Source organism: Bacillus sp. SD075, assembly GCF_017355165.1.
Taxonomy (GTDB): Bacteria; Bacillota; Bacilli; order Bacillales; family DSM-1321; genus Peribacillus.
This window is the reverse complement of sequence record NZ_JADILK010000055.1, coordinates 1-13,290: the sequence shown is the minus strand read 5'-3', so window position 1 is coordinate 13,290 and position 13,290 is coordinate 1. Positions and strand designations below refer to the sequence as shown.

9 protein-coding genes and 1 riboswitch are annotated in these 13,290 nt (G+C 38.9%); of the genes, 2 read left to right on the top strand and 7 right to left on the bottom strand.

The window, feature by feature from the left end:
• Nucleotides 1-148: 148 nt before the first annotated feature.
• Nucleotides 149-1,648, bottom strand: a complete 1,500-nt coding sequence (gene cshA, locus IOC57_RS22535) for a degradosome RNA helicase CshA (protein WP_207440798.1) — start codon at nt 1,646-1,648, stop codon at nt 149-151.
• 1,254 nt (nt 1,649-2,902) lie between these two features.
• Between cshA and IOC57_RS22530 the strand changes: the two genes are divergently transcribed.
• Nucleotides 2,903-4,051 (top strand): PP2C family protein-serine/threonine phosphatase, encoded by a 1,149-nt coding sequence (locus IOC57_RS22530; protein WP_207440797.1) that lies wholly within the window; start codon nt 2,903-2,905, stop codon nt 4,049-4,051.
• A 31-nt stretch (nt 4,052-4,082) separates the two neighbouring features.
• Here IOC57_RS22530 and IOC57_RS22525 read toward each other — a convergent pair whose 3' ends face one another.
• The 3 genes from IOC57_RS22525 to IOC57_RS22515 form a co-directional block, all read right to left on the bottom strand.
• Entirely contained in the window at nt 4,083-5,465 is a 1,383-nt protein-coding gene (locus IOC57_RS22525) for a UDP-N-acetylmuramoyl-tripeptide--D-alanyl-D-alanine ligase (RefSeq protein ID WP_207440796.1), read from the bottom strand.
• A 161-nt stretch (nt 5,466-5,626) separates the two neighbouring features.
• Nucleotides 5,627-6,709 (bottom strand): D-alanine--D-alanine ligase, encoded by a 1,083-nt coding sequence (locus IOC57_RS22520; protein WP_207440795.1) that lies wholly within the window; start codon nt 6,707-6,709, stop codon nt 5,627-5,629.
• Nucleotides 6,710-7,096: 387 nt separating this feature from the next.
• Complete coding sequence (locus tag IOC57_RS22515; RefSeq protein ID WP_207440794.1) at nt 7,097-7,876, bottom strand: hypothetical protein; 780 nt, start codon at nt 7,874-7,876, stop codon at nt 7,097-7,099.
• A 302-nt stretch (nt 7,877-8,178) separates the two neighbouring features.
• Here IOC57_RS22515 and IOC57_RS22510 point away from each other — a divergent pair, with 302 nt between their 5' ends.
• Nucleotides 8,179-8,397, top strand: a complete 219-nt coding sequence (locus IOC57_RS22510; RefSeq protein WP_207440793.1) for a class I SAM-dependent methyltransferase — start codon at nt 8,179-8,181, stop codon at nt 8,395-8,397.
• A gap of 432 nt (nt 8,398-8,829) precedes the next feature.
• On the opposite strand, the gene IOC57_RS22505 is transcribed toward IOC57_RS22510, so the two are convergent.
• From IOC57_RS22505 to IOC57_RS22495, 3 genes are all read right to left on the bottom strand, one after another.
• On the bottom strand, nt 8,830-10,089 hold the full coding sequence (locus IOC57_RS22505) for a cation:dicarboxylate symporter family transporter (protein ID WP_207440792.1): 1,260 nt from the start codon (nt 10,087-10,089) through the stop codon (nt 8,830-8,832).
• A gap of 173 nt (nt 10,090-10,262) precedes the next feature.
• Nucleotides 10,263-10,409, bottom strand: a riboswitch (cyclic di-AMP (ydaO/yuaA leader).
• A gap of 201 nt (nt 10,410-10,610) precedes the next feature.
• Nucleotides 10,611-11,879, bottom strand: a complete 1,269-nt coding sequence (locus IOC57_RS22500) for an efflux RND transporter periplasmic adaptor subunit (RefSeq protein WP_207440791.1) — start codon at nt 11,877-11,879, stop codon at nt 10,611-10,613.
• Between the two features lie 14 nt (nt 11,880-11,893).
• Nucleotides 11,894-12,556, bottom strand: a complete 663-nt coding sequence (locus IOC57_RS22495; RefSeq protein WP_207440790.1) for a hypothetical protein — start codon at nt 12,554-12,556, stop codon at nt 11,894-11,896.
• Between the last annotated feature and the right edge of the window lie 734 nt (nt 12,557-13,290).

Sequence of the window (13,290 nt, the reverse complement as noted above, 5' to 3'; positions counted from 1 at the left end):
TACTATAATTAAATACTGGGAATTAACCCCTTTTCAAACAAAGGTTTGAGTAGTCCAAAAAAAAAAAAACGAAAACCATTCGGATACATATGAGGTATGGTAATGTACATAAAAAAAGCCGCTCAAATGAGCGGCTTTTCCAATTCAATTAAATCTTATTTGTTTTTTCTCTTTTTTGGCTCGTGCTACGGTTACCGTAACCATTCGATTTACGGTTCGTGCTTGGGCGTTTACTTGATCCGCTACCGTAATCTTTTCTGCCTGAAGAACTGCGGCCATTGCGCTGTCTGTTACTAGAAGAACTGCTTCCCCCACGATTGCGACGCATTGGAGATGGAGATTCTTCCGTTAACTTGATAGGCGTTTGATCCGGTTCTTTTGTCATTGATTTAAGCATGGCTGCAACTAAATCCGCCGCGCTATGTTTTTGTAATAATTCTTCTGCTTGGCCGAGGTATAATGTTAAATCATCATTCTCGATTGTATTAAGGATTTTTTCCGTTACTGCTTTTTGTTGACCTTCCAACGCTTCAGTTAACGTAGGAGTCTTAAGTTTCTCCATACGTTTTTTCGTTGTATGTTCAACTGCATGCAGCTGGCCTCTTTCTCTTGGTGTTACAAACGTAATGGCAATACCATGTTTACCCGCACGTCCTGTACGTCCAATACGGTGAACGTAGCTTTCCGGATCTTGAGGGATATCAAAGTTGTATACGTGAGTAACGCCTGAAATATCAAGTCCACGTGCAGCCACATCAGTAGCAACGAGTACATCGATGCTGCGGTCTTTAAACTTTTTCAGTACAGAAAGGCGTTTTGCCTGACTAAGGTCACCATGAATACCTTCAGCCATGTAACCGCGGATATTCAATGCAGATGCCAATTCATCGACACGGCGTTTCGTACGTCCGAAGACGATGGCAAGATCCGGTGTTTGAATATCGAAAAGGCGTGCAAGCGTATCGAATTTTTCACTTTCTTTTAACTCCAAGTAATATTGTTCGATACGATCCACTGTCATTTCTTTTGCTTTTACACGTACAAGAACGGGTTCCCGCATGAATCTTTCAGCAATTTTACGGATTGGATCAGGCATTGTAGCTGAGAAAAGCAATGTTTGCCTTTCGTCAGGAACCGTTGAAAGGATCAATTCGATATCCTCGATGAATCCCATGTTAAGCATTTCATCCGCTTCATCAAGAACTACAGTGTGAACTCCGCCTAATTTAATATTTTTACGTTTGATATGGTCTAAAAGACGACCAGGCGTACCAACGATAATATGTGGTTTTTTCTTTAAAGCACGGATTTGACGGTCGATGTCTTGTCCACCATAAACTGCAAGTACACGAGCGCGTTTTCCGTAACCAAGCTTGAAAAGTTCCTCGGATACTTGAATAGCAAGCTCACGTGTAGGTGCAATGACAATCCCTTGCACGTTTTCGTTATTAATATCGATGTTTTCCATCAATGGAATACCGAATGCCGCTGTTTTACCTGTTCCCGTTTGTGCTTGACCAATGATATCTTTACCTTCAAGTGCTAGAGGAATCGTTTGGGATTGAATCGGGCTCGCTTCTTCAAAACCCATTTTTTCTATCGATTTCATGGACGTTCTATCTAATCCTAATTCGCTAAACAATGTCAATGTTTTCGTACTCCTTTTTGTATCGTAAATTTACACGTGCATTCATGAATCATGCACAGGTGTTTTAGTTCAAATCCTCATCATCATGACGGATGTTCTTCTTTATCTCTTATAAAAAGTTTATCATTATCACCTAAAAGTATGTCTGCCTTTTAGTTCAAATGAACTCAATATGATTTTTTAAAAAGGAAATATACCAGTACGGACATTCACTGGCATTTTTAACTTCGCGCACGTGTAGACTTATCATTAACATACGCTCATCTTTTTAAAAGTACATGTAACCAAAATTAAATTCAATATGGAAAATTAAAAGTAGCATAAACGGGTGTTTCACCGTTTTATTCAGGTGAGGGCTGCTGCACCTATTATTCATCAGACTTAAAAAGGCTGTATGAACAAAACTTGACGAGAGCCAAGATTCTTATACAAAACAGGCCCGGTGCGTTGAGGATTTGCAGAAGTGGAAAAGCGCTTAAATGCGGCTTGATTCCCTAATAGCTACTAAAGCCGCCAAGAGATGCAGCTTTTATATATGACCAGACGCGCGGCCTATTTAATCTAAAATAATCTCAAGAATGAACTCATGAAACATGTAAGAACATACAATTTTGTTGCCTCAACCTGATTAATTCAAATAATCATCAATGATAAGACATTTAAACTCATACTCATATTACCATTTTCAAACTGTTAATGCAATAAAGGATATCGCTCCATTCACAGTTACTAAAAACTTTAGATCGTTTCAAAAACAAATAAATTGGATATTTCCAACTGATAATTGTGCAGCCTGACTTATTCAATAGGATTACCGTAGTTGCTATATCCATTCATGCGAAAGCGGATTCAGACTGTAAACAATTCGCAGAAAGCGAGTTCGCATACAGTTTTTTTCTTTAAAAACGCTTCATTTGTTATCAGAAATCCAGTTAGGGAAATTTCATAGAACAGGAACCTATTCCTGTTTTTAAGAGACTACCCCAAACCCACTTGTCGACTTACTGCATCCATTTATATACATGATATGTGTGTAAATCAAATAGTTTCAACAAACCTTTTTCAGAAAGGGTTAGTTTGGATAAATGGACGCCTTACACTTTTACCCCCGTCGGAAAAAGAAGGACCTATTATAAATACCCAGGTATATGAAATCATTTATTTTTAAAAATCCCCATCTTTCCACTCAAAAATTATAGTAAATAAGTCTAGATGCAGTATGATTGACCTATCAATAAAACAATGGGGGGTTATATGAATATATTCACAATAGATGTTCCTTTATGTAAGGATTTTGGTCGAACCTTAAAGAAAATGAACAAGAAAGTCACCTTTTTGGAGGATCCACTCAATCAAAGTCATCTATTCAAGGATTCAACTGCCCCAATGAAATCATTATTTATTTTACCTTTACACATATCAAAAGATTCTTGGCAGCAAACTTCTTTGTTTGCCTTAGCTGAATCCCGAGAAATCCCTATCCTATTCATTTACAAACGTACTTTAGGAATGGAGGCCCCTATATATTTACCAGAAAACACCTTTTACGAAACCATGGCGGTCCCTGCCGATTCAGTGGAAGTCAGAATTAAATTAATATCACTGCGAAACATCAGCATGCAACTGATTTCGGCAAGAATGAAGGGGCAAGAGATTGAAAAAATACTCCAAAAATCAGCATTGAGCCTTCAAATTGCAAAAGATATTCAACTTTCAGGTTTACCTTTGTCGATCAATAATGAAGATATAGAGGTAAAAGGTCTTTCCCAGCCTTCGAGTGAACTGTCAGGGGATTTATTTTACTGGACCGAGGTTGATGACAGGATATACGGCTTCATTATGATCGATGTATTAGGAAAGGGCATCCATACAGCACTTATAAACTTGTCCATACGCACATTGCTGCCCGACCTGATCAAACGTGTAAAAGACCCCATTTCCATAACAGAAGAATTGGACAAACATATACGGGATCTATTTAAAGGAGTTAAACGGGAAAATAAAAACCATGCTCGTATTACAGCCTTCATCGCATACGTGAATACAAAGGATCGACTCATCGAATATGTGAACTACGGACTCCCATCAGCCTTTTTGTATTCCCCATGCACCAATCAAATTCTCAATTTGAACGAAGGGGCCACCCCAAGCGGACGGATTCCCGAATTGCCCATAAAAAAAATAGTCTTTCATTATGAACCAGGAAGCCGTTTCATCATTTATACAGATGGGCTCTCTAAAACGATCCCTTCCGCCAATGACCGATCTGACAATATCGAGAGGGAATTCATTGAAAATGCCCATCTCGATACACATGACCTTCTTCAGGAGCTATTGGTCTCAAGGATGAGGCATTCAGTGATTAACGATGACATCTGCATCATTGCCGGGACACTTTTTTAAGGACGATAAAAAAGGCCGTTTCTACGCTTTTTTATTTTTGTAAGGCTTGAACGACTTCCTCCAGCCTCATGCCCCTAGAAGCTTTGACAAGAATGATGTCATTTTCCTGTGTAGACGACTTAAGATCCTCTATAAGCTCCTGCTTATCTTGAAAAGGACGAACCTTTTCCGATGAAAAAGCCTTGCTTGCTCCCTTGGCAATAAACTCGGCTAAAGGACCATACGTGAAGATCATATCAATCCGCTCGCTGGAAATCATTTCACCAATTTTTAAATGAAAGTCTTTTTCCTGTGGCCCTAACTCCAACATGTCTCCCAATACAAGTATCTTATTCTCAAAACCAGATAATCCCTCAACCAGCTCCACTGCGGCCTTAACGGAAGTTGGACTGGCATTATATGCATCATTGATGATTTTCTGCCCTTTTGCGCCCTCGACCAATTCCATCCTCATATTAGTTAACTGAATGTTTGACAGACCTTTACGGATCGCTGAATCATCCACATTGAATTCTTTAGCAACCAAGATGGCAGCCAATGCATTAAGAACATTGTGATGGCCTAAAACGGGTATCTCATAATTGATTTCCTTTTCATCACTTGAGATTGCAAACTTGGTACTGTCCACTCCTTGGCTTATGGTCTGTGGATATAAATCATTTTGTTCCGTACGTCCAAAAGATTTTACGTTAAAATCAGTAAAATCCTTTTTGATCCGATTGCGAAGCAATGGTTCATCACCATGATATATCAACGTTCCACCTTTCACCAAACCTTCGACAATTTCCAACTTTGCATTCGCGATTTCCTCGCGTGATCCTAAATCCAATAAGTGTGATTCACCGATATTGGTAATGATCGCTACATCAGGCTTCGCCATTTTGGATAAGAACTCAATTTCACCACGGCTGCTCATTCCCATTTCCAAAACTGCCGCTTCAGTATCCTCTTCCATAGAAAGCACTGTTAGTGGCAACCCTAAATGATTATTGAAGTTTCCATTGGTTTTATGAACTTTATAGGTAGTTGCCAGCAGCGCAGCCGTCATATCTTTCGTAGTCGTCTTACCGTTGCTGCCTGTTATCCCAATGACTTTTATATTCAACTGCTGACGGTAAGAACGCGCCAATTGCTGCAGTGCCTTTTCGGTATTTTCGACAATGATTATCGGTAAATCATCAGGAGGATTCGGAACATCCCTTTGCCAAAAAGAAGCCGCCGCTCCTTGCGCTAAAGCTTGCTTGACATACTGATGGCCATCAACCTGCCCACCCTTAAGCGGAATGAACAAACATCCTTCCTTAACCGTTCTTGAATCGATGGTAACCCCATTAATCCATTGGGACTGGAATGGACTGATATCATTCAATCCCTCTGCCATTTCATGTACTTGTTTTAACGTTCTCTTTATCATTTTGTTCCTCCTACATTCATCGAACCGCTAATCACTCTCTTCTTCCGTTAACCAAACTAAGCAGAAACCAGTTTAAATCGCACCGGTTCCTGCTGATTGGAATCCATCAACAAATCAATGTCTGGTGGATTGTGAAGTTTACGGATACATTACCTGCATGATCAAACTGTATATTTGATTTGTTGTTTTTCCTGATGACGTTCCAAGGCAAGTTTCACGAGTTTTTCAATTAACGCTGGATAGTCGACACCTGTGTGCTTCCACAATAACGGAAACATGCTGAAAGGAGTAAACCCAGGCATCGTATTCACTTCATTAATATAGATTTGCCCTTCATTCGTTAAGAAGAAATCAGCGCGAACCAATCCAGAACAATCCAATGACTTAAAGGCAGTGATGGCCATTTCGGATAAAGCTGCATACTCGCTTTCCGTTATCTCCGCTGGAATGACCATCGCTGAATTACCGTCTACATATTTTGCTGAATAATCATAGAAGGCAAAATCTTTCTTAGGAATGATTTCGCCTGCCACGGAACAAGACGGTTCATCATTACCAAGAATTCCAAACTCGAGTTCACGGGCAACGACCCCTTCTTCAATGATGATCTTCCGATCGAATTGAAAAGCTTCCGCGACCGCTTTTTCCAATTCATCAGCATCATTACATTTGCTGATACCCACACTCGAGCCTAAATTGGCAGGTTTGACAAAACAAGGGTATCCCAATTCATCCGCTACCTTTTTAATGGCACTTTCAGTATTCTTCTCCCATTCAGAACGAATGAACCAAGTATATTTGACTTGAGGTAGTCCCGCTTGGGCAAAAATGTTTTTCATGATGACCTTATCCATTCCTGCTGATGAAGCTAAAACGCCATTGCCCACGTAAGGAAGGTTCAATAGTTCCAGCATCCCTTGTACGGTCCCATCTTCTCCGTTTGGTCCGTGAAGCAATGGGAAAATTACGTCATATCCTGTTGATTCACTATCTTCACCAGTTGAATGTGCCTGCAAGGCAAGAGGTGAGCTCGATTTTTCCGGTGAAAATGTCAAAGCTTCGACATTCTCAGCAGGTCCTGTTAACTTCGGCCCATTAATCCATGATCCCTCTTTTGTTATGTAAATCGGATATATATCAAACTTTGCTAAATCGAGAGCTTTAATGACCGCTAAAGCCGTCTGCATAGAGACCTCATGCTCCGCAGATTTTCCACCATAAAGCAAACCAAGTTTAGTTTTCATGAGTTATTACCCTCCAATATTCTTTTAACCATGTTCATTGTATCACTTTACACTAAAACGGATAAAGCGAAACTTCCATCATTGGGGCTTTTCCAATGATGGTTAGTTAAGCCAACCGGGCATTTTCAGGCTGTTAAACCTTCACATTTCTTTTTTGTTACATCTTCTATCCGCCTGACCTACAGTCTGTTTATGCGAGGTAAAGCAAAACTTCCATCTTTTCCAACAATCGACACCAGAATAACACAGGTTACATTCGCCACGTCCTGTGACAACTCCTGTGCGTCGCCCTCTCTTATCTTTTATGCATGAGATGGTAAGTCTCACGACTAAAAAATTCAAGGAATTTCAATTAATTCAATCCACGAACCTCGGAAGTTAGGATAATTAGGAGGATGTATTTTTAATAACGCTTTCCCATACCCTTTCTTTTCGATTGAAGGTAATAAAGGCATCTGGCTCTTTAATATCTCTATCGCAAAAGGCATCATGCATTTCATCCATGTTTAAATAATCCCCTATGATCCATGCCGGTATCTCAATTTTCGTTCTTGTATACTTAACATCCCGAAAGGAAAAAACGAGTCCCTCTGCCAGAATATGAGCCAAGGAAGAAATGATTTCTGCCGGAATCACCGTCAGCTCTTTTTTCTTTCTGATTCCAAGCCACGTCCTCTCTACTTTTAAAGGCTCCAGCTTTAACGGAATCAGGCTTCCTAACATCATATAATATGTCGAAAGAGAACGAAAATAAATTTTATTGAACCAGCCATCATCCTGGGCTAGGTACACAATTTGATTATTCAATTTACGGAAAAATGGGGGATCCAGATGATTTTTTGCGTGCGCTAAATATAAAAGTTCCGCTATTTCCCTTCCATCCAATTCATCCAGACCTTCCGCTTCTTCATAATCGATCCAACAGAAATCTCCATATGCCCGGACATTTTCTTTAACGAGCTTCGCAATGCCTTCAGATGAAGCGCTCTCTAGCAGGACATTCAAATTATATTCCCCACCATCGAATTGATGTTTCAATAATAAAATGGAATCCAAGGTATATGGCAGCGAATAGACGAATTCACGAAAATTGAGTCCGTTAAAAAGGACAAACTGTTCGGAAGCCTGCATATACATATATAAGATATCATTACTATCGTTCTTCATAACCTGATCCCCTCCGAGCTCTCAATCAATAATGTTATTTTATCAAACTTTTGGGTTTTCACGTAAGTTATATAGCCCTCCCATATTAAACCAAGGTTAGGGAACCCACTCGACACCCCTTCAATGTCCATATAATGGAAGGCGGTAAAATTTGTTAGGATTGATCAAAAAAATCGAAAAAGGTGTTTTATCATTCATTCTTTTCATGGGCTGCTTTCATTTATGCTGAAGCGACTAAAAAATTAGGTCTTTGACAATCAGAGGAATATGCATTTGAAAAATATTTATATTAGAATGATGCAATGCTTGGTATCGGATGCGGTACACGAAGAATCACCTTCACACTATATAGAGGTTATCAAAATATAACGGGAATCGGCCTACCCTCTGCCATGCTCTATACAACCGAAGAAATAGCGCAAGAATATAACTTGGACACCCCCTTTAACCTTGGCGATGCCGCGGACCTCCCCTTAAAAGTCGCATCATTCGATAAGAAAACCTTCGCTTTAATGGATTAATGCAAATGCCCCAGCTATAAAACCGCACATTGGCTTTTAAAAAAACAACCGTATTTTAAACCTTGAAAAATCTTCATTTTCACAACACATGACCGTGACAAAACGAAATCACCTGAGCTTCCAGGAGCAGGAGGAAAATATTCAGTGTGGAGGTAAACAAGATGAGAGGTTTTATGGTATGGGGATATCCTCACATTCGAAACACTTTAAAATGATACTTACCTCCATATCCCAACACAGCTTGAAGTACTTGATTTGTCTGGGGAAGCAGGCTTACAGTCCTCAAGAACTTTTACCGCATGAATTATTCGATGAAGACGAAGATATCAACGCTTTCTCCCCCGATTGCCGCTTCTGGATCATTCAAAATCAGGAAGCGCATTTAAATTCAAAAAAAAATCCAGAGTGCCATTTCACTCTGGATTTTTTGTATTAAGAAACTTGTTCTAGTTCCTTTTTGGAAGGAGGGTTAAATTGACCTTCCCATTTAGAGATAACGATTGCTGCAAGTGAATTACCGATAACGTTTACTACTGTACGTCCCATATCAAGAATACGGTCGATACCGGCAATAAATGCTAGACCTTCAATAGGAATACCTACAGTTCCCAATGTCGCTAAAAGAACTACGAAGGATACACCCGGTACACCCGCGATCCCCTTAGACGTGATCATTAACACTAGCATAAGCGTAATTTGCTCATACATGCTTAAATCGATTCCGTACATTTGAGCGATGAAGATTGCTGCTAACGCTTGGTATAATGTAGAACCATCTAAGTTAAACGAATATCCAGTCGGAATAACAAATGTAGCAATATGTTTCGGACATCCCGCTTTTTCCATTTTTTCCATGATCTTAGGAAGAACCGCTTCTGAACTTGCTGTAGAGAAAGCAAGAATCAATTCTTCTTTTAGAAGTTTAATCAACGTAAAGATATTGAATCCTACAAATTTTGCAATAATACCCAGAATGACAATTACAAAGAAAATCATTGTTCCGTAAACAGAAAGCGCTAACTTTCCAAGCGGAATTAAAGATTCCAAACCGAATTTGGAGATAGTCACACCGATTAGTGCAAATACACCAATAGGAGCGAATTTCATGACCATATTAGTTAGGTAGAACATTCCTTCAGCAGTACCTTGGAAGAAACGGAAAACTGGTTTACCCTTTTCACCAATGGCCGCAATACTAAGTCCAAACAACACGGAGAAGAAAATGATTGCTAGCATATCGCCTTCTACCATGGCTTTAACTGGATTGGATGGTACAATGTGAACGAGTGTATCTATGAACGATTCATGCTGCTTCGTTTCTGCTGTATCAACATATGTGGAAATATCTGTTTGTTCCAGAGTATTCATATTCACACCAGCACCAGGCTGGATGATATTCGCGGAAATCAAACCAACAGCAATCGCAGTAAGAGTTACCGCAACAAAGTATGATAATGATTTAGCGCCTAGTTTACCTACCGCTTTTAAATCACCTACACCAGCAACTGCAACGATAAGGCTTGAAACAATGATCGGCACTACAATCATTTTAATCATTCGTAGGAAAATGTCTCCGAATGGCTGTAAAAAGTTTTGGGCCGTCTCATTACCATAAAAAATGGCACCAACGATAATCCCTAAAATTAAACCAATGAAAATTTGGCTAGCTAAACTAAATTTGAATTTCTTCATTTACTTTCCTCACCTTCCATAAAGTCTTTGATGCAAAAACATTTTTGTCTCGGTAAGGGAAACAAGATACTAATAAAAAGAAAGTAATTTTTCTTTTTTTGAAAAACTCTATCTTTACGCCGAAAAAAAAGACACTTCATGTGTCGATTTCTTATTGGCGTGAATATTCACACATGTTCCCTTAAAGACGCTGACGAGGTTAGCTGTCGGGTTAGGAATTGGAAACACAAAGCCCTTTCATTTCTGAATTCACCCCTAGCGGATAAAATCCACAAAAATGGGTCCCCCGTTCTCGGAATAAGATTAAGCGAGTTAACTTATAATAAAATATTATACTAAAAATGATAATCTGTAAATATTTATTCACATCCATTCTAGAAAAAATCTTTTAATATGTCTGAATATTCTGCATTAAAAGCTATTGTATCTATAATTACTCTTCCCAATTTTTAATCACCATAAGTTATATTGATATATAATTAAAATTAATTTGTCATCACCCCTCTTAATGAAAAAAGCGGTTATTTTTCCAAAATACCTAGTAACAGGTACCTTACTTTTTCCCTAGAGGTGAATTTTTTATAAGTTGCAGCTTTCACTTTTTCAAATTGAATCGGAGTAATAAAATAAGAATGGTTCTTCACCGCCGCATTCGGCTCCATGAGGATGACGTCACCTACTGACGGGCCTTTTATGATTTCTTGCTTTCCTTCAGCTTTAAGCCCTTTTGTGATGTAATGTTTATCCACATAGCCTTTTTTAGTCAATTTGTAAACATGAGGCTGTTTTTGGTAATGTACCGCCTCTATAGGAACGGAGGGCACACCGGCTTTCTCATTGGTTATTACAGTAAGAATCACTTTGGATCCCACCAACAAATGTTCCGTTTCTTCGCCTTCCGGTCCGATTAAAGCCTGAAATGGAAATCTGTTATCATTTTTTAGCGACGGCTCTTCATCTGGATAGGAATGGATACGGCCTATCGTTCCTTTCAATATCTTTTTTGAATCAGAGGAACTTGCTTTTATAGTCATGCCCACTTCAGCCTTTTTCATTTCCGCTTCGGAGAAATCCCCTTCAATTGCCATATTTGACGAAACAATGGATATAATGGGATTATCCAGGTTTTTATTGATATTTTTAACTACACCATCAGCCTCGCTCGTCGTCACGATGGCACTGGACTGCTCCTCAATTGAACTTAATTTAGCATCAAACATTTTCACTTTTTCATTCCAACTGTTTTTTTCTAGTTCCTGCTTGTACATTTCTTGCTCAATGTTACTTTTAATAAGATCTGTCGAGCTAGTTGTTATATCAATATTCAAGCTTTTTTCCACCGATTCATCAATGGCCGCTTTTTCAGGATTAGGATCACTGATCAGGGTCCCTTGATAAGACCTCAACTTTCCTATGTATTCTTCAATCCCTGTAATTTCTCCCTCAGCTGCAGTTTTCTCCGCTTCCAAATTCGCTTTAAGAGCATCGAGTTCAGTAGTCGTATACTCGAACAATGAGGATCCAGCCGTAATCGCATCGCCTTCTTTTACAAGGAACTTCTTAAAATCATTTTTCTTGGTATCGAAATAGATATCATACTCTTCTACTGGTTTAATTACCCCTTTAGTTTGAATGGTATCCGTTATTGTATCTTTTTTTACCTTTGTCCAGTTTTCAACGAAAACAGTTCGCTCCACTTTGCTTTCTTTTCTTTCAATAAGGTATATGTTAACGGTTATTAATACTATCGACGTAATCGAGACCGCTGCTATTTTCCATTTCCCGCTCATTCTTTTCACCCGCCTTATACAAATACGCCTACTTGGATGTATGCTAAAAAGGCTTTAACAAACCATGTGGCCAGATAGTATAGAACAATCATTACAAGGACCAAATAATTATTTCGTTCTGAAAATTCCTTTAAATAAAAATATTGCAGAGCAATAATAAGAAATTGAAAAATGGAGATTTCGCTGAATAAGTGAATGACATAATCACTTCTGAGAAAATGCTGACTGATGATCCCCAATGAAAAAGGATTGCCATCGCTGCCTAGATCCATTAAAACGTTTAGAGGAATCAGTAATGTTTTTTCCACTAATTGCAACCCAAAAAGAATCATTTGAACGATAACTAATTTTATATATGGGATATCTGTAACGATCCAAAAGAATAGAGCTGCTAAAAATATGTATATGGAAGGGGCGATTATGCCTGTTATAATATTGCCGCTCAAAATAAGCAACTTTGCTGCTTCGAATTCATTGACGCTCATCTTCGTGATTTCTTTGGAGAATGATTCTGAGCCAATGCCAAAAAAACCCTCAATGGCGAATACTATAAAACTAAGAAAATATAAAACTAGTAATGTCAATCCAAGCTTTGTGACTGCCTCTGCATTTTGCAGCAGATAACGACTCCGATAAGGCTCTAAAATTCCTTTTAACAATCTGACCTGGTACACCATATGTGGTCCTCCTGCAAAAAATAATATATCATCATATATTTTATCTTATTTTGGAAACAATTGCAGAAATAAGGAATGAATAGACAAAAAAACACATAATCCTTACACTTCAAATTTAATCCCCCACACTAATTTGGAGTTAATACTAACAAATGATGGGCAAGGGCTTTAATCCGTACAGGCGTTTGTCTATAGTTCTCTTTAGCCATATCCACATCAAGCGCCATCTCGTTTTCAAAGGTCAGAATAACGTCTTGTAAGTCCAACCAGAGTCAGTGCTCAGATTTTCAGTCCATGAACGTTTCATCGCTATTATTTCTAAAATGCCCCAAGGCTTGCATTTTCCAAGATGGCAACGCCAAAGAGCCCATCGTCTGGCCTACCCATGGGAAAGGGCAATAAATCAGTGCCGGAAAAACAACCATTCAAGACCAAAATCATAACTGCATCCCCCTCAACGGAATCCCCATATTATTCCTACTTATAGAAAAGGGGGCTACATCCATGTCTTCAGCAAATTCCAAATAAAAACGGCATGCATCGCCTTTTTTTTTGGTTGGAGAATGAGAAACTCATCAATATGTCGAGCTAACATTGGTAGACATCCCTCAAGATTCCATTCGAGTTTATCATTCCCGGCATTTTCATTATAAATCAGCATCCCCTTTTCCTAAGGCCCCGCTTTTGAAACCATCAAGATTTAATGGAAGAAAAAAAGGGGCTATACGCCCCTT

Bases quoted from the DNA above. Each gene is read 5' to 3' on its own strand.
- IOC57_RS22500 (WP_207440791.1), bottom strand. From the start codon at position 11,879: ATGAGCGGGAAATGGAAAATAGCAGCGGTCTCGATTACGTCGATAGTA.
- IOC57_RS22495 (WP_207440790.1), bottom strand. From the start codon at position 12,556: ATGGTGTACCAGGTCAGATTGTTAAAAGGAATTTTAGAGCCTTATCGG.
- IOC57_RS22505 (WP_207440792.1), bottom strand. From the start codon at position 10,089: ATGAAGAAATTCAAATTTAGTTTAGCTAGCCAAATTTTCATTGGTTTA.
- IOC57_RS22520 (WP_207440795.1), bottom strand. From the start codon at position 6,709: ATGAAAACTAAACTTGGTTTGCTTTATGGTGGAAAATCTGCGGAGCAT.
- IOC57_RS22510 (WP_207440793.1), top strand. From the start codon at position 8,179: ATGCTTGGTATCGGATGCGGTACACGAAGAATCACCTTCACACTATAT.
- IOC57_RS22530 (WP_207440797.1), top strand. From the start codon at position 2,903: ATGAATATATTCACAATAGATGTTCCTTTATGTAAGGATTTTGGTCGA.
- IOC57_RS22515 (WP_207440794.1), bottom strand. From the start codon at position 7,876: ATGAAGAACGATAGTAATGATATCTTATATATGTATATGCAGGCTTCC.
- IOC57_RS22525 (WP_207440796.1), bottom strand. From the start codon at position 5,465: ATGATAAAGAGAACGTTAAAACAAGTACATGAAATGGCAGAGGGATTG.